We start from the raw sequence: 23,921 nt of genomic DNA, 5'->3' as shown, positions 1-23,921 counted from the left end.
CCATGTCGGTCGCGCTGGTTGATCCAGCACCGAGCGCCAACTCGCGTCGCCCGTTCTCTGTAGCGTCGGTCAGCTGTCGACTCGACGGCGATGCGGACTTCCTTCGACGCGTCTGACACCCACAGCGAAAGCAGAACATCATGAACGACCTCGGTAAGAACGTCCCCGCGGGCTGGTACGACGACGGCACCGGCGGCCAGCGCTACTGGGACGGACAGGCCTGGACCGATCACACGGCCCCCGGAGCGGCGGCGGCCACGGCTACCGCCCCGATCGCCATGGACCTGGCAGACGCAGCCGTGTACGGCCCCGCAGATGCTTCCAGCGAAGCCTCGCCGAAGTCGTTCATCGCAACCTGGCTCTTCGCTCTGTTCCTCGGCTTCTTCGGTGTCGACCGGTTCTACCTCGGCAAGATCGGCACCGGCATCGCGAAGCTGCTGACGCTCGGCGGACTCGGCATCTGGGTGCTCGTCGATCTGATTCTCGTGCTCGCGGGCGCGCAGCGCGACCGGCAGGGCCGCAACCTCGACGGCTACGCCAAGCACCGCAAACTCGCGTGGATCATCACGGGCGTCGTGCTCGTGCTCTCGCTCATCATCAACGTCGTCAACGCTGCGGGTCGCGCCGACGACGCAGGGGCATCCGCACCGGCCGCCGATTCGGCACCGGCCGCGGAAACTGACAAGGACGCGGATGCGCCGGCGGAGCCGGCCGCGCCGACCATCGAGGATCCCGCTGTGGTGGAGTCGGCCTTCGGCAAGGAGGTGGAGTCCGACATGTGGTGGTACGCCGTGGTGCTCGACAACCCGAACGCCGATCACGTCTTCCCGTCGGCGGCGATCACGATCGAAGCGGTCGACGCGAATGGCGTGATCCTCGACTCGGGGAACGAGTACACGACGATTCTGCAAGGACGCACCGTGGTTGTAGGCGACTTCATCTCTGTCGGCTCCGGCACGATCGCGAAGCTCGACGTGCGCGGTCCGACCGCTGCGGCCGCGACCTCGTCGCCCGCCGCTGAGACGGGCTCGTTCTCGGTGTCGGACATCGCGACCGCAGAGGAGTTCGGTTGGCTCACCGTGAGCGGCAAGGTGACCTCCGCGTTCAGCAAGGACCAGGAACTCGTGAAAGTCTCGGTCATCGCACGGGATGCCGCGGGCACGATCGTCGGCAGCGACTACACGTTCATCGACCGCCTGCCCGCAGGCGGCACGGCGCAGTTCGAGTCGTCGCTGTGGAACCTCGACGGAGTGCCGGCAGGTGCGGTGTTCGAGGCGTCCGCGACGCTGTGATTCGGTGTGGCGGTCGGATCAAGCTGATTGCTTCGACCGCCACTCCTCGGACACCGCCAGGCCCCATCCGCAGGGCTTTCGCTACCAACACCACAGGTACGCTGACAGAGTTCCAGCCATCGACTGAAGGACACGCAGACACATGGACGTGCAGGAGACTCGCCTCCAACAGGTGCTCGAAGGTTCGAAGCAGTACCGAGTTCCGCTGTATCAGCGGCCCTACTCCTGGACGACGAAGCAGTTGGATCGCCTGTGGAACGACATCGTCGAGCTCGCCGAGCATCGCGTCGACGCACCGCACGCCACGCATTTCACCGGCTCTCTCGTGCTCTCTCTCGGGCAGGTCGGACCGAGCGGCAGCGAGTTCCTCGTCGTCGATGGCCAGCAGCGTCTAACGACGCTCACACTCCTGATCTGCGCGCTGCGCGACCACTACGACGAGGTGGAACCGGACCATCCCGAGAAGATGGCGCGACTCGAGGAGTCGTATCTGGTCGACCGGTTCAAGCGCGGCGATGCCCGCCTCAAGCTCCTGCCCACGCAAGCCGATCGAGATGCATACCGCTCGATCATCAGCCGAAATGTCGACGGCGCTCCGCAGTCCGGAATCCTCGAGGCGTACCGGTTCTTCAGAACGCGCATTCACCAGGCGGATACCCCTGACGACCCTCACGATATCGATCGCATCGAATCCGCGGTGCTGAACGGTCTCGTCTTCGTCTCGATCACCGCGAAGGGCGATGACAACGTCTATCGGATCTTCGAGTCCCTGAACAACACCGGGTTGAAGCTGACGCAGGGCGATCTGCTTCGCAACTACCTGTTCATGCGCCTCGGTGGCCGGGGCGAGGAGATCTACGACAGTTGGTGGCTGCCGATGCAGCGAACACTGTCGCCGTCCGACCTCGAGACCTTGTTCTGGATCGATTTGATCTGGCGGAACCCGCTCGCAAAGCAGGGCGACATCTACACCCTTCAGGTCGAACGCTTGCGCGACCTCGACGACGACCAGATCGTCGCCGAGGTTCGGCGTTTCAGCGATCTCGCGAAGCTGTTCAGCCTCATCCGAAAGCCAGAAGGAGAGTCGAGCGCACAGGTTCGAAAGCACCTGCAGCGGGGCAGCCAGTGGCGCCTCGCCGCTGCGGAACCACTGATGCTGCATCTGCTCCGGCTGCGGGCAGAGGGACGACTCGACAACGACGGGCTGACCTCCGCTCTGCATCTCATCGAGTCGTTCATGGTGCGGCGCTTGGTGGTGGGAGCTTCGACCAATGGCATCTCCCGCATTCTCTACGGCGCGCCGGGTGAAGTCGGCGAAGAAGACGCGGTGGCGTCGCTTCACGGCTACCTTTCACGCGGTCGGAAGTTCTTCGCGACAGATGCCCAGATCGCTGATGCGGTGGTCACCAAGCCCTTCTACTACCAGGGGCGATCGAGCCAACGGAAGACCCTTCTCTCGTGGCTCGAGCAGGCGACGCCGCTCCAGTTCGGCGACCGGCAACTTGTTGGAAAGGAACAGGTCGAGCTCGAGAATCTGACGATCGAGCACGTCATGCCTCAGACGATCAGCGCTCCTTGGCGGGAGTCGCTGGAAGGGGATCTCGGCGACTTCGAATCCGCCGACGAGGTGCAAGAGGAATACCTCCATACCTTGGCGAATCTCACCCTCACCGGGTACAACTCCGAGCTGAGCAACAACCCATTCGCGCAGAAGCGCGAGCTTCTCACCGCATCCGGCATCCGAATGAATGCTGAGATCGCAACACACGAGCGATGGGGCCGCGCGGAGATCCTCGAGCGGGGAGCGGTCATCTCGAAGCGGATCTCCGAGAATTGGATGGCACCGCTCGACGACACTGATGTAAGCGACGCCGGCGTGACCTGGAAGGTCGCTCTCGACGCGATCGATGCGATTCCCGCTGGTCGCTGGGCGAGCTATGGCGACGTCGCAGCGGTGGCGGGAACCCATCCTGTGCCACTCGGGCACCACCTCTCGAGCACCGTCGTGCCGAACGCCTATCGCGTGCTGAAGCGCTTCGGTTCGGTCGCACCCAACTTCGTGTGGGCAGCGGAGAGCCCGAATGCCGGCATCGACCCGGTCGAGTTGCTTCGATCGGAGGGCATCGAGTTCGACGCCGAATTACGAGCGTCCCAGAGCCAGCGGATGTCGGTCACCGAACTCGCAGAGGCGATCGGACTGGTCATCCGATCGGATGTCGAACCACGCGAGGACGAATCCGAAACCCGGAATGCGTTCCTCGAAGTGGTTGCTTTGGAGCTCACTCCGTCGACCTCCAGCGGGGTGAATGCCCTCCTCGATTCGTGGGAGTCGCTCGGCGGTCGCATCGAGTACAACGCCGATGGCAACTCCTGTCACCTCATCGCTCCGGCGTCGGGTGCGCGGCCGAAGCCGATCAAGCCGATCATCTTGTATGCGAGCGGCTCGATCGAGTTCCCGTTCGCCACGCTCGAACATCGGCCGCCGTTCGACGAGCCGGAACTCCGCGAAGAGTACAAGTCGCGACTCAATGCGTCTCGGGTCGCAGACCTGACCGAGGACATCTCCACGCTCCGTTACCCCTCAGCGCCGCTCGCATCGCTCGAGTACGCGGCAACGCGCGACTCGATTGCTGATGTACTCACATGGTTCTTGAGTGAGATCGACCGCTACGACGCCGAGCTCGCTGCAGCCGAATCGGTCGGGGCGAACTGATCGGGTGAACGTCGAAGCAATGGCGACGGCTCGCCCTTCCACGTGACCACGAGCACGTCGCGCGCGCGGCTCGCGGCCACGTAGAGCAGCGAGCGTTCGCGGAGCAGCGCGTCCTCGTGCTCCTCGGGTGGCAGCTTCTGCAGCACCTGGGCAGCAGGCATCACCCCGTCGGACACGTCGAACAGCACGACGCGATTGAACTCCATCCCCTTGGCGGTGTGCATGGTCAGCGCGACCGGCTTGTCGCCGTCGCGCTGCGCCGATTTGATGTGGTTGAGCGCGATGCCGTGTCGGTTGAGCCCATCTCGCGCCGAAGCCGCCCGATCGTTCGTACGCGCGAGCACGGCGATGGCAGCAGGTTCGACACCCTCGTCGATCCAGGAGGTGATGAGCGCGGCAATGTGCTGCACCTGCGCCTCGTCGTCCGGACCGGCGAACGACGATGGCACGGGTCCTCGGCGGGCTGATCGATAGCCGCCGACTCCCTCACCCTCGTTCTCGCTGTCGGCGTACTCGCCGCCGTCGAGCACGCCGAGCGCGTACTTCAGGTTCTGCTCTGTCGTGCGGTAATTGAGGGTCAACCGACGCGATCGACCGACGATGCGGATTCCGTATCGGGCGAGCACGACGTGCTGCCCGTAGATGCGCTGATGGGTGTCCTCGGCGATGAAGAGATCGTCCGCGCCGGGCGGCGCCAACGCGCGAAGGAACTGCCAGTGCGCCGGGCTGAGATCTTGCCCTTCGTCGACGAGTACGTGACTGACGAGTACTCCAGCGGCGGCGCCGGCCGCATCGAGCCAAGCGGCGGAGATCGCAGCTTGTTCTGCCCAGCTCACGGTTCCAGCGTGTCGAGCGTTCGCCCGGTACGCCTCGACGACCTTCCACACCTCGACGCGCTTCTGGCGGTCGAGCGCGACTCCACGACCCGGCCGTCGCACGGCGAAGTACTCGTCGGCGTCGGATACCCGGGCGGGAAGAATGACCTGCAGGTACTCCTGCTCGAAGAACGCAGGGTGCGCGATCGAATCGGGCAGCGCCGGGGCTACACCCGCGATAGCAGTTGCCCAGCCCTCATCGTTCGACGTCACGTGGGAGACCTTTCCGCACGGCGCACCGAAGACGGCGGCCGCTGCAGCCCCGAATCCATTGCCTGCCTTGAACCGAACCGCCGTCGCGATCTGATCGACTCCGCGCACAAGAATCCCGGGCTTTCCGAGTGCGTCGGAAAACGGCGACGCGGAATCGAGCGCTTGTAGATCGCTCTTCAGATTCTCGGCGAGCGCCCGCGTGAACGTCGTGAGAACGACCGTCGAGGCCGCATCCATTTCGGCGAGATGCCGTGCACGGTGCAGGAGCACCACGGTCTTGCCGGTGCCCGCGCCACCCGTGAGCCGGAACGGTCCGTTCCAATGACCGGTCGCATATCGCTGCTGCTCCGGGTGCAGGAACACTCGCCACGCTCCGAGGCTGCCTTCTTCGATGACCCGCTGGAGCGACTCGTCGCTGTCGATGTAGGTGAACTGCATCTTGGCGGCCGGGTGCTCCAGGGCGCGGAGAATCCGATCGTCGTCGGTGAGGCCAGGTGCTTCTTCGTCCGCGAGGCCAACGCCGATCGCGAGCTCCTCGCGAATCTTGTCGAGCGGGTCTCCGACGGCGAGGGCGAGCGCAGCGTGCTGCTGCCACGCATTCGGAAACGCATCCGCGAGCGCCAGAACTTCATCTCCGGATGTCGCTGCGAGCAGTGCTCGGGCCGAACGCGCATCGAATCCGAGTGCGTCCGTGAGATCCGCGATGCTGTAATTGTGTTCGCTCTCGAGGTACGACACCGCCTGGGAGGCTGCCCCGTCGTAGATCACCTGCACCGGCGGTGTCGGCGCGGAGACGTCCACGAACTCGGCGATGCCGTTCACCGGGTTGCCTTCGAGACGTCTGGTCTTGGCGAGCATGTTGCCCTCGTCATGCGGCCAGGTGCCCGCGTACACATAGGTGCGCACGCCATCGCTCGAGTCGAACCTGAAGAGGACGGCACGCCAACCCTGCGTGACCCGGCCGGTGCGGGCGCGGGGGTCCGCGGCATCCGTCATCGGTTTGATGCGGAGGCCGTCGGCGGTGTCGTCCTTGCGCAGCTTGTTGAGGAACGCGATCTCCCGCTTCTGAATCGCTGAGTCGAGCTCGGGGGCCTTCAATCCTTTGATGTCGGACCAGAGCACATTGGGCATCGCGCGGGCACCTTCGTTCGTTCCTTCGAATCCTGCGACATGTTAGCGAACTGGGCTCGCGCAACGGTGCGCTCCATGGCGCCTAATCTGCGGTGTAGCTGGCAACGTATGCGCCGACTTCGGATTCGACGAGGAGATTCCAATGATCCGAGATCATCTCGTCGAAGTAGTCGGAAGCGGTTTTTCCTAGCCGAGCCATGTCCACGGCTGCCGGATAGGACTGTCGAACAAAGAGTTCGAGTTGAGCGACTCCCGCCACTTCGCGGCCACGATTCAGGTGTGTGATCATCGGGTTGAATATTCCGTCAATCAAGTAGTTGTGCAGCTCCGGCGTCAGCACGATCTTGTCATCATTGAGGATGGTCGCCTCGGAACGACCGTTGGTGAGAAATGCCGGGATGGAGCTGAAGTCCATGTTGAGCTTCAGATACTCGCTTACGGACCGAGTAGCCCATCCCGCCCCTCCCTCGAAGAGACAGAACTGGCTGTTCAGGAAGTTCTTACTGGTCATGTAGAAGAGCAGCGTGTTCGCGTCTGTGATGCTCTCTTTGATGAGCGCTCCTAGGGAACGCTCATCGAGCATGACCGTCGTCGAACCCGTACGGGACGTGAAGAAGACTTCGTCCTCGGTCGCCCCCCTCGCGCGCAGGACATGATCGATGAACGCTGCGAAGAGTTTGTCCGCTCGCGCGTGCGAAATGAACACGCAATAGCGTTCTTTCAGCGCGACGTCAGTCTGGTCGAGCTTGTTCGCAATGACGAGTTGGAGCTCATCGCGCGTGGGCTGCGTGATCTCAGGATATTGCTCGAGATCCTGCTGGAGTTGCTCGGTGAAGTTGCGTCTGCTTGCTGCATCGCGACGTTCCTTCTCCACCCTGATCTGGCGATTGATCTGCGTCGCGAGCGCGCTGCGTCGCTGAACGAGCGAACGGACGATGGGGCGGACGAGCGCGCGAAGCAGCGTCACGCGTCCGTCGGTTTCATCGAAGTCTTGACGATTTGACGTTGCGATGTCCGGTAGCTCGTCATCGTCGAGTAGATCGAACGAAATCTCACCCTCGATGTAGTTGGCATACGTGTCCGCCAGCCCGAGTTGGGAGAGGAGCCGATCGCTGGCGAGCTTCCCGCGCACATAGACCCGGATCTGCGCGGGGTTGTAGTACTTGTTTCTGACGAAGCGATCGTCGTTCACCCGCGCTGCCGTCATGTCGATGGTTGCGTGAACGCCGATCCAGCCGGTCAACGCGTACCGTACGCCCTTGTAGGTTCGCTGGTTGAGATCAACAAGCTCCTCGATCTCACTCCAGGCTTCGTCCGAAGGTGACTCCTTCGGAAACGGGAACCGACCAGGCGCATGCTCGTGCACATCGTCAGTTAAGCCCTTCGCCGGTATCTTCACCGGCGAGGGCGAAGCCAAGAGTTCAGCGGGAGCGACCGTGCTCAAGTCGAAGTGTTGCGCAACGTCCGCGAAGTTACCGAATGCGATCGCCTTCTCGACTGGAGAGTATTTGGGCTCAGCTCGGCTCGTCGATGTGTTGACCCAGAGAAGGATGCGCGGTTCCGATCCGTCAGGAATGAGGAACTGATTGGCCAGTCTCGAACCCAACGCATTCATCGACTGGGGGCCATAGCCGGTGAGATCCACGCCCAACATCGTCAGCCGTGTACCCGAAGCCAACGATCCCCACAAGGCATCATTCGGAGTGCTGGGTGTCGTCATCACAGCTTGTAGCGCTGGGTGATCATCATCTGCCACGGCTGCGTCACGAGCATCCAACTCCCACTCGGTCGCACCTTGAACGTGCGCGGTCTGCAGGAAGAAATGCGGTGACAGGAACAAGGCGGCCAGCTTGCCAATTCCTTTTCGCCCTTTCGGCGAGGTGTCCTGCACACCTGCCTTTGGCGCATCCTTGCGCTTGTTGTGACCTACTTTCACGTAGGTCGAGATATCGTCTCTACTCATCCCCGAGCCGTCGTCGATCACCTCGACCGTCGCGTTGGCCTTGTCGGAAGCGTCAATGTAGACATAGACGTTCTTCGCTCCCGCATCCAGTCCATTCGCGACCAATTCCGACAGCGCGCTCCACGGGTTCGAATAAAGTCCCCGGCCCAGTAGTTTCAGCGCCAGCCAACTAAAGGTGAACGACGCTTCGTCGCGTTCTTCTGTCACGCTGCCAGCCTCCAGCCTGCATTCTTCCGAGTTCTCCAGCCGCTACCGTAGCGTGCCCCCATTTGGCGATCTCGCCAGCGGGCGGCCTCGGATAGATTGAGGTGGTGATCGGGATGGGGGTGCCAGCATGACGCATCCGCTCCGCGTGACTCAGCGGCCCGATTTCGAGAGCGGCGATCGGCGAGTGCGGCTCGTCGATCTGTTCGCCGGATGCGGCGGGATCACGCTGGGCATCGCGCAGGCCGCGCTGGCGAACGACTTGGCTCTCGAGATCGCTCTCGCCGTCGATTTCGAGGCGGAGGCGGCGGAGGCGTACCGCCGCAACTTCCCGTCGGCGCAGCGCATCGCCACCGCACCCGTCGAAGAGTACTTCGACGGGGAGCTCGGCACGGAGGCGACGCTCGCCGAGCGACGAACCGCGAACTATCTCAGTGAACACGGTGCGATCGACATCCTCGTCGGTGGTCCTCCATGCCAGGGCCACAGCAACCTGAACAACCACACTCGTCGCGTCGACGAGAAGAACGCGCTGTATCTGCGCATGGTTCGCGCGGCCGAGATCCTCGCTCCGAAGGTCGTCCTGATCGAGAACGTGCCGGCGGTGCTGCGAGATCGCCACGACGGCGAGGGTGTGGTTGCGCGGGCGGAGCGGCGGCTGGGTGAGCTCGACTACCGAGTCGAGCACCGGGTCGTGTCGGTCGATGCGCTGGGCGTTGCGCAGACCCGGCGGCGTCACATCATGCTCGCGACGAAGCGCGGCGAAGTCGCGCCGGCCTCGGTCTTCGAGCACCTCGAACGCAACGAGATCCGCCACGACCTCGAGTGGGCCATCGGCGACCTCGCCCATGTGGTCGGCGATGACCCGCGTGACCGCCCACCACAGGCGAAGGCCGACAACCTCGAACGCATGCACTGGCTGCTCGAGAATGACAAGTACGACCTGCCCAACGATCGCCGACCCAAGTGCCACCAGGGCGCGCACAGCTATAAGTCGATGTACGGCCGACTCCACTGGGATCAGCCCGCGCAGACGATCACGAGCGGCTTCGGCAGCATCGGCCAGGGCCGCTACATGCACCCCGACCTACCGCGGGCCCTGACCGCGCATGAAGCGGCGCGCATTCAAGGGTTCCCCGATTACTTCGATTTCTCGACGTGCAGCACCCGTGCCGCGATGGCGACGATGATCGGCAACGCCGTACCCCCACAACTGGGCACGGCGGTGTTCTCGAGTCTCTTCGGGGCGGGTTCGTTCGCCAAGATGGAGAGCGAAGAACCGACTGCGGCCATGGCTTAGCCCCAGTTCAGCGTCGAACACGCCACCTACCGGCGAGGAGCACCACGTGGAAGCGACCATCGAGTCGACCGGGACCGCATCGAACGAGGTTCCCGAGATCGGCAATCTCGTGAACGTGCGCGGCGCGCGCTGGTCGGTGACGGATGTCTCGGCGCAGTCGCTCCCGCGTTCCAGCGCCGACGACGGCACAGCCGAGCTGCAGCACGCAGTGACGATGCAGTCGATCGAAGAGGAGCACTACGGGCGGGAGCTCACGGTGATCTGGGAGCTCGAACCCGGCCGCAGCGTCGTGCGCGAGCAGGGTCTGCCCGAGACGATCCATGCTGACCGGTTCGACGACCCGAAGACGTTCGCGGCCTACGTCGACGCGCTCCGTTGGGGCGCGCTGACGAGCGCAGACCCGAAGACGCTGCAGGCCCCGTTCCGCAGCAGCGCCTCGGTCGAGGCCTACCAGCTCGAGCCGTTGCGACGCGCGATCGACAGCCCCCGAGCGAACATGCTGCTCGCCGACGATGTGGGCCTCGGCAAGACCATCGAGGCGGGCCTGGTGATCCAGGAGCTGCTACTCCGCCACCGCGCGCGCTCGGCGATCGTCGTCTGCCCCGCGGGCCTCGTCATCAAGTGGCAGGAGGAGCTGCGCGATAAGTTCGGCCTGCACTTCGAGATCGTCAACTCCGAGACCATGAAGACGTTCCGCCGCACGTTCGGCGTGCACGCGAACCCGTTCAAGGTCTACCCGCGAGTGATCGTGTCGATGTCGTGGCTGCCGTCGCCACGAGCCGAGCGCATGCTCGAAGAGGTCTATGCGAGTGTGAACGACCAGAAGACCGCCGACCGCCGCGCGTTCGACGTGCTCGTCGTCGACGAGGCGCACCACGTCGCACCGTCGACGCCCAGCCGGGGCTCGAGCGGCGACACTCCCCGGTACGCGGTCGACAGCCAGCGCACGATCGCCGTTCGCAGGCTGGCCGAGCTCTGCGAGCACCGCCTGTTCCTCAGCGCGACGCCGCACAACGGGTACACCGAGTCGTTCACGGCCCTGCTCGAGATGATCGATCCGCAGCGGTTCGCCCGCGGCGCCGATCTCGACGAAGAGGCGCTGAAGCAGGTCGCCGTACGGCGACTCAAGCGCGACCTGCCCGATGAGGGCTTCATGCTGCGCGAGGTCAGGCAGCTCGTCTTCGATCCGTCCGACGACGAGTCCGACGCATACGACCAGCTCATCGCGTTCACACGCCGCCGCACCCAGGCCGTCAAGCAGGAGCGCGGCAGGCGGGCATCCGACCTCGCAACGCTGATCCTGAAGAAGCGCTTCTTCTCGTCGCCCGTGGCGTTCGCGAGCACCGCCGAGGCCTACTTGGCGGCGCGCGGCGACGACGCCGTGCAGCTGCCCGATTACGACGATGTGCTCGGCGACGAGGCATCCGACGAAGAAGAGGGCCGTCTCGAACAGCCCGAGCTCGAGGCCCTGCGTTCGGCCAAGCGCGCACAGGTGGCATTGACCTCGCAGGATGTCGCGGACCTCGAGCAGCTCATCGCCTGGGGCAACCGATACGAGGGCCGCCCCGACTCCAAGCTCGACGCGCTGTTGCACCTGATCGACGGCGAGCTGATGGTGCCGGGCCTCGGCTGGGGCCCTGAGCGCATCGTCGTCTTCACCGAGTACGTGTCCACGCTCGAATGGCTGCGCGACGTCCTGGAGTCGCGCGGGCTCGGCGGCGAACGTCTTGCGATCATCGACGGGTCGGTCGATGCCGAAACACGCGAAGAGATCCGCGCCCGGTTCACCGCACCGCCCGGCGAGGAACCGGTTCGAATTCTTCTGGCCACGGATGCCGCGGGCGAGGGCATCGACCTCCAGAGCTACTGCCACCGCCTGGTGAGCTTCGACATTCCGTTCAATCCGAACCGGCTCGAGCAGCGCATCGGCCGCATCGACCGGTTCGGCCAGACCGAGACGCCCCTGGTCTGGAATCCGCGCGCCGCAAGGTCGAACCCGACCCCCTACGCGAAAGACATGGATCTGCTCGCGCGGTTGGCGAGCAAGATCGCGAACTCCGAGCACGATGGCGTTTCTGCGCCCGAGATCATCGCCCCCGACCTGCAGCGCGAGCTCGGATTCAGCGACGGGCCGGTGCGCAAGGTGAAATCGGATGCCGGTGAGCAGGTCATCAACCGCGCACTGCAGGCCGAGCGATCGCTCGGTCGCAGCCTGACGCGCCTCGCCGAGCGCCTCGAGGGCTCTCGAGATCGGATGCATCTGCACGAGGGAAACCTGCTGCGCGTGTTCGAGGAGGGCCTTCGCGTCTCGGGTCAGCCCGAGCTCGTCGAGGTCGGCGATCCGCAAGAGGTGGCGCGCGTCTTCGAGGTGCCGTCGGGACTCTCGCGAACCTGGGTGCCCGCGCTCGCCGGCCTCGACACGCGACTCGCTCCGGGCGTACTCCGGCCGATCACGTTCGACGAGGGTCGGGCGCGACACCGAACGGACGTGGTCTACGCGCACCTCGGACACCCGCTCGTGCAGCGTGCGGCTCGCGAACTGCGCGGGCAGGTGTGGACCCGCACGGATCAGATCCGCGGCGTCAGCGCCGTCGTCGTCGATGGTCTCGATCAGTCGTTCGCGGCCGGCGTCGCCCGCCTCGTGCTCGTCGGCGAGGGTGGCGTGCGGTTGCACGAGGAAGTGTTCCTGGCGGGCACACGGCTCTCGAAGCGACAGGAACTCGGCATGGAGAAGGCCGAGACCCTGCTCGCCGAAGCGCTCGACGGGTCACGACTTTCGAGACCGAGCGAAGGTGCGCTCGCGCAGCTCGCAGCCGAGTGGAACGACGAGTCCGACGAACGCGAGGGCATCCGTGCTCGCGTAGAGGCAGCGGTGCGCCGCCGCGCCGACCGCTTGCAGCACGAGGTCGAGGAGAGCCTCGACGTTCGGCGCGAGGCCGACCTCGGCGCAGTCGACGAGATCTTCGACCGCTTCCGCGCCACGCTCCAGGGCACGCTCTCAGCGGCCGACGAGGCGCGTCGGGCGGGCGAGGAGATGCTGTTCCAGCTCGTCGAAGAGAAGCAGCAGCGCGAGAAGGACCTCGCCCGGGTGCGTTCGCGTCTCTCGGCCCTCGACGACGAGCAGCGCTCGGAACGCGACTCCGTCGAGCGCCGGTACCGCGATGTGCAGGCGCATACGTTCGTGGCCGCGCTCGTGTTCGCTCTGACCCCCGATGATGTGAAGAAACTGGAGTCCGCTGGTGGCCGCTAGAACCAAGAACCCCGAGTGGGAGTGGCTGTCGCTGATCGACGCAGACGGGCCGTTCCTGTCGAGGGCGGCGCTGAAGTCGTTCCACCCGTCGGGCTTGCCGAAGGCCGATGCTTCGGTCGATGACGTGAATGCGACCTTCACCGACGAGTTCGTGCGCTGGTCGACTGCGTGGGCGGCCACGACGAAGGCACCCGACGCGTACGCGGCTGCGCGCGACCGCTGGGTCGAGGCCGTGCTGCGCACCCTGCTCGACTGGTCGGACGATCTGCATCTCGCCCCCTCGGGCCTCGAGGCGCACTCGCCGAATGGGGCGGTGACGGTCTCCCCGTGGGCGGTACTGAGCACCGATGACTCGCCTGCAGCCTTGGTCACGGTGGTGAAGCGGACAGAGAACCTGCGCGCGGTCGGCTCCGACGGCTGGTCGGCCAACGCGATCGACCGCATGGCCGCGCTGCTCCGCAAGACCGGCGTCTCGATCGGTATCGTGACGGACGGCCGCTGGTGGGCGCTGGTCTCGGCGACGAAGGACGTCACGACGGCAAGTGGCGTCTGGGACGCCCTGCTCTGGCGCGAGGAACGCCCGAGCCGCGACGCGTTCCTCGCGCTGGCGAGCTTCACGTCGATCGCCGGCGGTCAGCCCGAGAAGCGCCTCCCCCTGCTGTTCGCCGAGAGCGTCGCGAGCGCCGAGCAGATCACCGTCGCGCTCGGCGACCAGGTGCGCCGTGCGGTCGAGCTCGTGCTGCAGTCGATGTCCGATACACATCTCCGCGCACTCGCGCAGGCCGACGCCTCGCCGCTGCCGGTTGACCCGAGGGCTGTGTACGAGGGTGCGGTGACGATGCTCATGCGCATCGTCTTCCTCCTCTTCGCCGAAGAGCGTGGGCTGCTCCCCGAGCACGACCTGTACCGGTCGTCGTATGCGATCGCCGACCTGCGCACCCGCCTGCAGGCCGAGGCGACCGAGGCCGGCTCGCCCGAGGCGCTCGACCACTCGTGGGAGGCCTGGCACCGACTGCTCGCCGCGAGCAATGCGGTCTACGGCGGAGTCTCCTACCCCGATGCGCGGATGCCCGCCTACGGCGGATCCCTCTTCGACCCCGAGCGCTTCCCTTGGCTTCAAGCAACGGATGCGCAGGGACGCTTGCTGGTGCGCCTCACCGACCGTGCGATGCTCGCGGTGCTCCGCGCCGTGCAGACGATCGACGACGGTGCGATGCAGCTCTCGTTCCGCGACCTCGACGTCGAGCAGATCGGCTACGTCTACGAGGGCCTGCTGGGATACTCGGCCGAGTACGCTACCGAGGTCGTCGTCGGGTTGCAGGGCCGGGCCGGTTTCGAGCCCGAGATCCCACTGCGAGAGCTCGAACAGATCGCGGCGGCAGCCCCCAGCCCCAAGGAGTTCGGCGACGATCTCGTCGCGCACCTCAAAAGGACGCAAGAGCACGCGAAGTCGCGCACCGCAGGTCAGATCGCGAAGGCCTACAGCACGACCGACGCGGATGCCTCGGCCGACGCCCGCACGCGTCTGCGCCACGCGCTGCTGGGCGACGACGAACTGGCCGGTCGCCTCGAGCCGTTCCACACGCTGATCCGCGACGACTTGCGTGGATTCCCGTACGTCGTGCCCGCGCGCGGGCTCGTCATGACCGAGTCGTCGCAGCGCGCGAACACCGGCACGCACTACACACCGCGCTCGCTCGCCGAAGAGGTCGTGCTGCACGCCCTCGAGCCGCTCGTGTACTCCCCTGGACCGCTCGACACCGAGAACTCCGACGAGTGGGTGCTGAAGTCGTCGGCGGAGATCCTCGATCTCAAGGTCGCCGACATCGCTGCTGGCTCGGGCGCATTCTTGGTCGCCGCAGCGAGGTACCTCGCGGACCGACTCATCGAAGCTCGCGCCGAAGAGGGCATGGATGTCAGCGGCGAGTCCGATCTGAAGCGATGGGCCGTTCGCGAGATCGTCGCCCGCTGCCTCTACGGCGCCGACATCAACGGCATGGCCGTCGAGATGAGCAAACTCTCGCTCTGGCTCATCTCGATGGATCCCGGCAAGCCGTTCTCGTTCGTCGACGACCGCGTCTTCCACGGCAACTCGCTGCTCGGCGTCACGACCGAGGCGCAACTGAAGGCTCAGCACATCTACCCCAAGACGTCGATGAAGCGGCAGCTGGCCGCGTTCGACGTCGACAAAGACCTCGAGGGTGCCGCGCGGCTGCGCCGCGAACTCGCCTCCGGACAGGTCGACGACGCCGACCGCATGCGTTCCACACGTGCAAAACGCGCGCTGCTCGCCCAGTCGAAGGAAGTCACGGCGAAGCTCCGCGACGTCGCCGACGGCATCATCGCAGCGGGCCTGCTCGAGGGCGGCAAGCCGGGCCGCAAGCTCGAGGAGCGTTACGACGAACTCGCCGAGGGGCTGCGCGACGCGTACCCGGCTGACGGATCGACCGGCGATCGCCGTCGCCTCGACACGATCATCGACGCCGGACTCACCCCGACCGTCGACACCGGCGAAGCCCGCTGGAAGCCGCTGCACTGGATCCTCGAAGCACCGGATGTCATCCACGACCACGGCGGCTTCGATGCGATCATCGGGAACCCCCCATTTCTCGGCGGAACGAAGATCTCAGGTGCCATGGGCAACGCGTTCCGCGACTTCGTCGTGCAAGATGTCGCAGATGGTCGGGCGGGTCGAGCAGATTTCGTCGTCTACTTCGTCCTTCGGGCTGCTCGACTTGCGAAGGGCGTTGGAACCCTTGGCCTGATCGCGACGAACACGCTTGCACAAGGCGAAAGTCGTGAAGTCGGTCTTGATGCTCTCATCAACAATGGGCTTCTCATCTATCGGGCAATCAAGAGCCGGCAATGGCCAGCAAGCGGTGCGAACCTTGAGTTCGCCGCGATCTGGGCGGCTCAACGCGCCACCACTTTGCGGACGCGCCCCGTGGCGGATGGCGCGCGCGTAAACCAGATCAGCGCAATGCTTGAGGCTCAAGGCCGCGTGGACGGACGTCCGCGGACGCTCGTTTCGAACCTGGGCTTGTCATTCGAAGGTTGCAAGCCGTACGGCTCAGGTTTCCTACTTGACGAGGAGGAAGCTTCGAGTTGGATCACAGCAGATCCAAGCAATCGAGAGGTCCTGTTCAAGTACCTCAGCGGCGAGGATGTGACCACCCGCCCAGATGCCAGTGCATCACGCTGGGCGATCGACTTCTTCGACCGTGACGTCAACGCGGCACAGTCGTACGCGCTGCCGTTCGCCCGCATTAATGAAACTGTCCGCTTGACCCGCCAGACGGCCAATCGCAAGGCACTTCGCGACAAGTGGTGGCAATACGCTGACAAGCGACCGGCGATGCGGCGCGCACTTGCGCCCCTACGAGAAGCCCTCGTGATACCGCGTGTGAGTAAGCATGCAATGCCGGTACGTGTCGAGGCCGATCAGGTCTTGAGCGACCGCCTCACGGTGATCGCTCTGGACTCCTATCAGGACCAGGCGCTACTTTCGTCGAGCATTCACTGGCTCTGGACCGCCATGCACGGTTCAACCCTTGAGACCAGGATTCTCTACACCCCCTCTGAGGTATTCGAGAAACTTCCTCGACCAAAGTTCGCGCGTGAGACCGCAAGGTTGGGGAAGCAGCTCGACGCCGATCGTCGCGAGATCATGTTGCGGCGCCAGCTCGGGCTCACCGCGTTGTACAACCTCGTGAACTCGCCCGCATTGCAGGGCGATGCGGATGTCGATCTCATCCGGTCGATCCACGTGCAGATCGACGAGGCGTTGCTGGAGGCGTATGGCTGGACCGACATCCCGCTCGACCACGGATTCCACACGTACCGGCAGATGGAGCGGTGGACGGTGAGCCCGGCGGCCCGCGTCGAGATCCTCGATCGGCTCCTCGAAGAGAACCACCGACGCGCGGCGATCGAGGCGCAGCAGAACCCGAAGAAGGCGAAGCGCGGCAAGAGCCTCGAGGAGTCCGAGAAGCCCGAAGGAGCGATGTTCTGATGAGCGACACAGCCGTCACTTCGGCGCAGGTTCGAGACGAGCTGCTCGACTTCCTCGGCCGCGATCTCGTCGGCCCCTGGGGCGGCGCCGAGGAGACGATTCTCGGCACCCCGCGCGCCCGCTATCTCGCCGGTGCGCTCGCGCCGATCTCGCTGCTCGAGGGTCAGGCATCCGCTGCGCCCGCGTCCACGCCGGCGATGTCCCTCGACGATGTTCGCAACGACGAGACGCTGGCGGTCGCCGACCTCAGCACGGCCAACGAGGTGCAGGGGGTTCCCGCCGACGACGAGGAATCCGCCGGCGAGGCCTCCCCCACCGAGCCCGATGAAGACCGCGGCCCCGAGTCGAAGATCATCGCGCCATCGTCGATGGGCCTGCGCTTCCAGGTCGCGGCTGACACCGATCGTCTGCGCTTCACCGCGAGCTGGGGTCGCTACGACTCGCGTCGCGAGCTCGACGAGAACGGTCGGAACCAGACCTACTACGACCGCACGGCGTTCGCCGAGTCGTTCGACGTCGATGTCGCCGCCATCCCGACCGGGGAGTCGCACCGCGTCTCGAACCTGGGCGGCGAGCACGTGTCGGTCTCCGTCGAGGTGTTCGACTACGAGGGCCGCCGCGTCGTCGAAGCCGCGCTGCTCAACGTCGCCGTCACCGGACGGGAACTTCCGCCGAAGCTCTGGCTGTTCCAGGCCGAGCTCGAAGTCACGGCCATCGACGCGACATCCGCCGTATTCCTGCCGACTCGCGACGACCTCGAGAAGCCGAGAGGTTCGCGCGACGACGAGGTGCGACGCCTCGACTTGCTCTACCGCGATCGACTCGAGTTCGCCGTGGGCCGAACGGCTTCGGCGACTTGGGATGTCGACGCTTCCACCCCACGCCGCGCTGCCTCGGTGCGCACGACCTGGCTGCCGACCGCGGAGGTTCCGCAGACCCGCGCGCCGGAGGTGCCCGGCGTCGTGCTGAGCATGCGCACGCTGATGGAGTCGACACCAGACGAGCTCCGCGCCGCTCTGCAGCCGCTGGTCGACGAGTACGGGGCGTGGCTCGTCGAGCAGGGCGCTGCGAACGATGGCCTGCCGGAGCATCTCCGCGTCGAGGGCGCCATCGGACTCGCCGACGGAGAGGCCGCCCTGAAACGACTCGGGCAGGGTCTCGAGTTGCTCGCCTCGAACGAACAGGCTCAGCGAGCATTCTGGTTCATGAACCGCACGATGCGCGATCAGCGACTGCGTTCGCAGGTCGCCGCGCTGCGCATCGAGCGACCGGCGCTGAAGATCGCCGAAGCCGTCGCCGAGGTCGACGCGCGTGGCGACAAGGCCGCGTCGTGGCGCGCGTTCCAGCTCGCGTTCATCCTCATGCAGCTGCCCGCGGTCGTCGACCCGACGCATGTGCGCCGCTCCTCCGACTTCCCGCGCGCGGAGCTGCTGTTCTTCCCGACTGGTGGCGGCAAGACCGAGGCGTACCTCGGACTCGCGGCGTTCGCGTTCGGCATCCGTCGACTCCAAGGCAAGGTCGAGACCCCCGAGGGCCTGCTCGACGGCGGCGATGGCGTTGCCGTTCTCATGCGGTACACGCTGCGCCTGCTCACGTCGCAGCAGTTCATCCGCGCGACCACGCTCATGTGCGCGGCCGAGCTCGTACGACTCGAAGACCCGGCCATGTGGGGATCGGTGCCGTTCCGCATCGGGCTCTGGGTCGGGTCGAGCGTGAGCCCCAAGCGATACGCCGAGGCGGCCGAGCAGGTCAAGCACGTGCTCGAGTCCGACGGGGCGGCGTTCGGTCTCACCGCCCTGCAGTTCGGCCACTGCCCCTGGTGCGGCACGGCGATCAACCCCAAGGGCAACGTCGAGGCCGACGACGTCGCGAAACGCATCCGCGTGTACTGCGGCGACCGCCGCTCGGGCTGCCCGTTCTCGGCAGGCGGCACGGCCGGCGAGGGGCTTCCGGTGCTCACCGTCGACGACGAGATCTATCGGCACCCGCCGACCTTCCTGCTCGCCACGGTCGACAAGTTCGCCCGCCTCGCCCGCGAAGGCGAAGCCGCGAGTCTGTTCGGGTACGTGTCGAAGCGATGCCCGCGGCACGGATACAAGCACCCCGACACCGATGCATCCGTCTGCGGTGCCGAACACCACAATCAGAACAAGACGCACGGACGCACCTACCCGCCGACGCAGGTGACCAGCGTCGGCCGGCTTCGCCCACCAGACCTGATCATCCAAGACGAGCTGCACCTCATCACCGGCGCACTCGGCACCGCCGTCGGACTCTTCGAAGGCGCCATCGACGTGCTCTCGAGTTGGAAGGCCGGCGACGAGACATCCGCGAAGCCCGTGAAGCCACTCGTGATCGCCTCGACCGCGACCGTGCGCAAAGCCGGCGAACAGGTGCAACGGCTCTACGCGCGCCAGGTCGAGGTGTTCCCGCCGCAGGTGCTCAGCGTCAGCGACACGTTCTTCTCGAAGGAGGTGCCGCTCGACGAAGCCCCCGGGCGCAAATACCTCGGTGTCTGCCTGCACGGTGCGCGGCTCACACTCGCCGAGATCCGGCTCAGCGAGATTCTGCTGCTCGCCGGCCAGCAGCTCTTCGACGAGCACGGCGCGGCCGCCGAGCCGTACCTGACGCTCGTCGACTACTTCTCGGCCACGCGCGAGCTCGCCGGCATGCGGCGCTACCTCGAAGACGACGTCACGACGCGCGTCAGCAACCCCGACAAGGCGAGCGGGTACCCTCGGCGGCGCACGCCGCTCGAAATCGGCGAGCTCACCTCCCGCATCTCGTCGACCGACATCGGCAAGACACTGACGCACCTCGCTGCGCCATTCGACGCGGATGCCGACGCCACGGCCGGTCGCGCGGCGCTCAACGCTCGACGTGCGGCCGGTGAAGACGTGCCCTGGCGAGATCGGCCGTTCGACGTCGTGCTCGCCACCTCGATGCTGCAGGTCGGCGTCGACGTACCGCGCCTCGGCCTCATGCTCATCGTCGGGCAGCCCAAGAACACCGCCGAGTACATTCAGGCGTCGTCGCGCGTCGGACGCGAATCGGGCAAGCCCGGCCTCGTCATCACGCTCGCGAACCGGTCGCGACCGCGCGACATGGCGCACTACGAGCAGTTCGAGCACTACCACGACACCTTCTACGCCAACGTCGAAGCGCTATCGGTCACCCCGTTCTCGGATGCCTCGCTCGAACGCGGACTGACCGGACTCATCGTGTCGGCAGCCCGCGTCATCGACGCGAGCACGGCGGTGGGGTCGTCGCTCTCACCCGACTCGGTCGCCGGGGCCGGGCGCATCGCCCATCGTCGCGCGACCGTGGACCGGCTCGTCGACGAGCTCGTCGCACGCGTCGCCCAGGCCGGCGACGAACACGCCGCAGAGCAGGCGAAGAGCAAACTCGTGCTGCGCCTCGACGAGTGGACCGAGCGCTCCGACGCGCAGGGCGGCGGGCTGACCTACGCCCGCAAGACCTTGCCGAAACAGCATGTTGTGCCGCTCCTCACGAGCCCCGAGGACTCGATCGGCGAAGCCGGCGAGCGGCTCTTCCAGGTCGCGAACTCGATGCGCGAGGTGCAACCCGAGATCGACCTGCTGGTCTCGCCGTTCCCAGGCAAGCTCGCCGAGCCGGTCTCCGCAGCGACGCCGAAGTGGACGTTCACCCCGAAGAAGGATTCCAAGTGACCGAGAACGAGCGCACCGACGCATCCGCTGGCCCCGCTGCCGTCGCCGATGCCGTTGGGGACTCCGATGCTGCCGTCGGTGCCGAGGCCGCGGTCGCGGCGGTCGGCATCGCAGGCGATGTCGCCGACCCGTTCCTCGAGACTTCGATCAAGCCGAAGAACCGGGCCCGCGTCGGCTCGATCCGACCGAGCGCGATGCTCTACACCTCGGGCATCGGTTCCTCCGTCGACCTGCCGCACATCGCCGTCATGCCGCAGGGCATCGATGCGTGGGACAACGCCTACGCACGCATGGGCGGCGAACCCTCGCTCGTGTTGGTGCCGCGCCTCATCGAGGCCGTGCGCCGTCAGCTCGGGTCGCAGGTCGGCGAGCTGCGGCAGCCCCCCTGGCTGCCCGATGTTCTGGGCGGCGACACCACCCCGATCGGCATTCCGACGCGCGTGTTCCCCCAATGGCTGCGCTGCACCGGATGCGACCTGCTCGCCCCCGTTTCGGCGAACGTGTTCGAGTTCGAGAACACCCGCAAGCATCGGCCCGACATGGCGCGGTTCTTCCACCGAAAATGCAAGGGACGGTTCAAGGGACCGAGCAAAGGGTTCGACCGTGTCGCGGTGCCCGCCCGATATCTCATCGCGTGCACGAACGGCCACCTCGACGAATTCCCCTACAACGAGTGGATCCATGGGGCCGACGGCAACCGCAAGGAGTGCGTCGCCAATCCGCAGAAGAGGATGCGCGAATGGCGCTCGAACCTCGGGCCGCAGGTGTCGATCGTCTGCGTGCAGTGCGACGCCTCGCGCAACATCGCCGAGCTCACCCGCGCCGGCGGAGAGGCCTCGCTGCCGAATTGCCGTGGTCGCCACCCGCATCTGCCATCGTTCGCCTCTGCGAGCGACCCGTGCAAAGGCGAAGTGCGGCTGATGCTGCTCGGCGCGGCGAACCAGTGGTTCCCAGCGACGATCAGTGTGCTCGTGCTGCCGTCGCGCAAGGAACCGAAGCCGGCCGACACCGTCGATGAGGTGATGGGACTTCCGCCCGCCCTGGTCGCCAAGCTGACGTCGCTCGCCTCGGTGCAGTCGTGGCGCGAGTTCGCCTCCGAGCACATGACGTCGAAGTTCGCCGGAATCACCGATGACGACCTCTGGCAGGCGATCCAGGTCGCCAAGGGCGAGCTGCCGCCGCTCGTGCCTGCCGCTGCCGGGCCGGTCGGCTACGACCCGAACCACCTGCTCGTGCCCGAGTGGCAGACACTGACGCACCCCGACGAGTTCCTCGCGGAAGACCAGCGCAACGGGTTCAAGGTGCACCCGGTGCCGGTCGCCGCATCGTTGGGCGACGCGCTGCTCGAGGTCATCGCCGTCGACCGCATCCGCAAGGCCAACGCATTCATCGGGTTCACCAGGATCGACGCGTTCGACCGCGTCGGCGACGACGCGGCGCGCATCGCCCCGATCGCGCTGTCGGGCAAACCCAAGTGGGTGCCGGCGACCGAAGACCGCGGCGAAGGCGTGTTCATCCGACTCTCCGAGCCGATGGTCGCCGCATGGGAGGAATCCGTACTGCACTCGGATGTGTGGGCCGCACACGTCGCCGCGCACGAGCGCAACCTCGCCCGACGGCAGAGCCGCACCACCGCGGAGCTCGACCCCGACGAACGGATGCCACCGCCCCGATACTGGGCACTCCACACCCTCTCGCACCTGCTCATCCGCGAGATGGCGATGTCGAGCGGCTACGGATCGGCGTCGCTCTCGGAGCGGATCTACGCCTGGCGCGAGACCGACGATCGGGCGCCCGCCGCCGGCATCCTGATCACGACCACGTCGCCCGACAGCGAGGGTACCCTCGGCGGCCTCGTCGACCTCGCCCGCACCGAGCGGCTCGAGGAAGTCGTGCTCGAGGCGCTGCACCGCGCCCAGCGCTGCTCATCGGACCCGATCTGCGCGCACCGCGTTCCGAAGGATCAAGAGGACTTCCTGCACGGAGCTGCCTGCCACTTCTGCGGATTCCTCTCGGAGACGTCGTGCGAACGAGCCAACCGGTTCCTCGATCGCCGCTTCGTGCTCGACCTCAACGCGGGATCGCAGGGACTCGCGCCCCTGCTGACCGGCGTCGATCTCGGGGCGCTGGAGTCGCAGTGACAACGCCGATCGAGCAACTCGCGAGAGTCGTGTCGCCCTCGCTCGCGTTGAAGGTCGCGTCGAGTCTCGAGATCGACGGCAGCCTCGCCAAGGCGGCATCGACGTTGCCTCCGCCGCCGAGCTCTGCGCGGAATCTGCTCGGCGAGTGCTTCGCGCTCCTCGGACCCGACCACCTGGCGGCGGTGCTTCGAGGATTCTCGGTAGCAGCTGCCGGGAACAGAACCGACCTGCGTGCCGTGTGGAGCGGACCGACGTTCGTCGGGGACGGGGACCACACGACCGCCGCCGTGGCGCACCTGATCGACGAGGCCACTCAGGATGTATTCGCGTCGACGTACTCGGCGAGCCCGAACTCCGCGTATCTGAAAGCGCTGTGGCGTGCCGTCGCCCGCGGAGTCAAGACCACACTGCTCGTGGACCCGAAGATGAACCGTGGAGAGACCGCTGCGTGGCTGCAGCAGAAACTCGTCGGCGCAAAGTTCCTCGGGTTCCAACCCGGTCCCAACGGAGGCATCCAGCATTCCAAGGTCGTCATCGTCGACTCGCGGGTCGCCTTCATCACCAGCGCGAATCTCTCCGAGGCGGCGCACGAGAAGAACCTCGAAGCCGGGGTACTCATTCGCGACCCTGGATTCGCCTCCGTGATTCGACAGCGGTTCTCGTCGCTCTACAACGAGGGCCACCTGTATGCGCTCGAGCCCCCGCACTCGTCCGATGGCTGACTCGTGGGCGACCTCGGAGGGCACCCGCCGGTCGATGCTCGCCAACAAGCGCCGCGACACGACGACCGAACTGGCCGTGCGGCGGTTACTGCACGCCCGCGGGTTGCGCTACCGGGTGGACTACGCGCCAGTTGCGGAGCTACGGCGACGAGCGGACATCGTGTTCACCCGAGCACGCATCGCGGTGTTCCTCGACGGATGCTTCTGGCACGGATGCCCCGAACACGCGACGCACCCGAAACGGAACGCGGAGTACTGGGGACCCAAGCTGGCTGCGAACATCGAACGGGATCGGGACACAGATCGACGGCTCGAGGAAGCGGGTTGGCGGGTACTGCGGTTCTGGGAGCATGAGGCACCGAGTGCGGTCGCAGATCGCATCTCGACAGCGTTGACGACCGAACGGAGAGACTGAC

The 23,921-nt window shown here is 66.0% G+C and carries 11 protein-coding genes; 9 read left to right on the top strand and 2 right to left on the bottom strand.

From position 1 onward, the window contains the following. Nucleotides 1-140: 140 nt before the first annotated feature. Together JOE59_RS00330 and JOE59_RS00325 are read left to right on the top strand one after the other, a co-directional pair. The gene (locus tag JOE59_RS00330) at nucleotides 141-1,292 is read left to right on the top strand and encodes an NINE protein (RefSeq protein WP_239560035.1); all 1,152 of its coding nucleotides are present in this window, start codon (nucleotides 141-143) and stop codon (nucleotides 1,290-1,292) included. 142 nt (nucleotides 1,293-1,434) lie between these two features. Further along, nucleotides 1,435-4,005, top strand: a complete 2,571-nt coding sequence (locus JOE59_RS00325; protein WP_204458271.1) for a GmrSD restriction endonuclease domain-containing protein — start codon at nucleotides 1,435-1,437, stop codon at nucleotides 4,003-4,005. On the opposite strand, the gene JOE59_RS00320 is transcribed toward JOE59_RS00325, so the two are convergent. Beyond that, nucleotides 3,960-6,224 carry a 3'-5' exonuclease gene (locus tag JOE59_RS00320; RefSeq protein ID WP_204458270.1) on the bottom strand — a complete coding sequence of 755 codons (2,265 nt, stop codon included), beginning with the start codon at nucleotides 6,222-6,224 and terminating at the stop codon, nucleotides 3,960-3,962. The two genes, JOE59_RS00325 and JOE59_RS00320, sit on opposite strands and share 46 nt — an antisense overlap. Nucleotides 6,225-6,306: 82 nt before the next feature. Then, nucleotides 6,307-8,394 (bottom strand): ATP-binding protein, encoded by a 2,088-nt coding sequence (locus JOE59_RS00315; protein WP_204458269.1) that lies wholly within the window; start codon nucleotides 8,392-8,394, stop codon nucleotides 6,307-6,309. 127 nt (nucleotides 8,395-8,521) lie between these two features. Here JOE59_RS00315 and JOE59_RS00310 point away from each other — a divergent pair, with 127 nt between their 5' ends. From JOE59_RS00310 to JOE59_RS00280, 7 genes are read left to right on the top strand one after another with little or no spacing between them, the layout of a single operon-like run. Then, nucleotides 8,522-9,691, top strand: coding sequence for a DNA cytosine methyltransferase (locus JOE59_RS00310; RefSeq protein ID WP_204458268.1), 1,170 nt, complete (start codon nucleotides 8,522-8,524; stop codon nucleotides 9,689-9,691). A 46-nt stretch (nucleotides 9,692-9,737) separates the two neighbouring features. Further along, nucleotides 9,738-12,941, top strand: coding sequence for a DISARM system SNF2-like helicase DrmD (gene drmD, locus JOE59_RS00305; protein ID WP_307836889.1), 3,204 nt, complete (start codon nucleotides 9,738-9,740; stop codon nucleotides 12,939-12,941). After that, nucleotides 12,931-16,953: an Eco57I restriction-modification methylase domain-containing protein gene (locus JOE59_RS00300; protein ID WP_204458267.1), complete on the top strand. Its 4,023-nt coding sequence runs from the start codon at nucleotides 12,931-12,933 to the stop codon at nucleotides 16,951-16,953. Before drmD ends, JOE59_RS00300 begins: the two co-directional genes overlap by 11 nt. Further along, nucleotides 16,953-20,642: a DISARM system helicase DrmA gene (gene drmA, locus JOE59_RS00295; protein WP_204458266.1), complete on the top strand. Its 3,690-nt coding sequence runs from the start codon at nucleotides 16,953-16,955 to the stop codon at nucleotides 20,640-20,642. Before JOE59_RS00300 ends, drmA begins: the two co-directional genes overlap by 1 nt. After that, a complete protein-coding gene (gene drmB / locus JOE59_RS00290) occupies nucleotides 20,639-22,783 on the top strand; it encodes a DrmB family protein (RefSeq protein ID WP_307836888.1) in 2,145 nt (714 codons plus the stop codon). The genes drmA and drmB overlap by 4 nt, the downstream gene beginning before the upstream one ends. Then, nucleotides 22,780-23,505, top strand: coding sequence for a DISARM system phospholipase D-like protein DrmC (gene drmC, locus JOE59_RS00285; RefSeq protein ID WP_204458265.1), 726 nt, complete (start codon nucleotides 22,780-22,782; stop codon nucleotides 23,503-23,505). The genes drmB and drmC overlap by 4 nt, the downstream gene beginning before the upstream one ends. Further along, nucleotides 23,471-23,920: a very short patch repair endonuclease gene (locus tag JOE59_RS00280; protein ID WP_307836887.1), complete on the top strand. Its 450-nt coding sequence runs from the start codon at nucleotides 23,471-23,473 to the stop codon at nucleotides 23,918-23,920. Before drmC ends, JOE59_RS00280 begins: the two co-directional genes overlap by 35 nt. Nucleotide 23,921 lies beyond the last annotated feature (1 nt).

Source organism: Agromyces cerinus (genome assembly GCF_016907835.1).
Taxonomy (GTDB): domain Bacteria; phylum Actinomycetota; class Actinomycetes; order Actinomycetales; family Microbacteriaceae; genus Agromyces; species Agromyces nitratus.
This window is presented reverse-complemented; position numbering and strand designations above follow the sequence as displayed.

Excerpts from the sequence above, each read along its gene's own strand:
- JOE59_RS00330 (WP_239560035.1), top strand. The coding sequence starts at position 141 with ATGAACGACCTCGGTAAGAACGTCCCCGCGGGCTGGTACGACGACGGC.
- JOE59_RS00325 (WP_204458271.1), top strand. The coding sequence starts at position 1,435 with ATGGACGTGCAGGAGACTCGCCTCCAACAGGTGCTCGAAGGTTCGAAG.
- JOE59_RS00320 (WP_204458270.1), bottom strand. The coding sequence starts at position 6,224 with ATGCCCAATGTGCTCTGGTCCGACATCAAAGGATTGAAGGCCCCCGAG.
- JOE59_RS00310 (WP_204458268.1), top strand. The coding sequence starts at position 8,522 with ATGACGCATCCGCTCCGCGTGACTCAGCGGCCCGATTTCGAGAGCGGC.
- drmA (WP_204458266.1), top strand. The coding sequence starts at position 16,953 with ATGAGCGACACAGCCGTCACTTCGGCGCAGGTTCGAGACGAGCTGCTC.
- JOE59_RS00280 (WP_307836887.1), top strand. The coding sequence starts at position 23,471 with ATGCGCTCGAGCCCCCGCACTCGTCCGATGGCTGACTCGTGGGCGACC.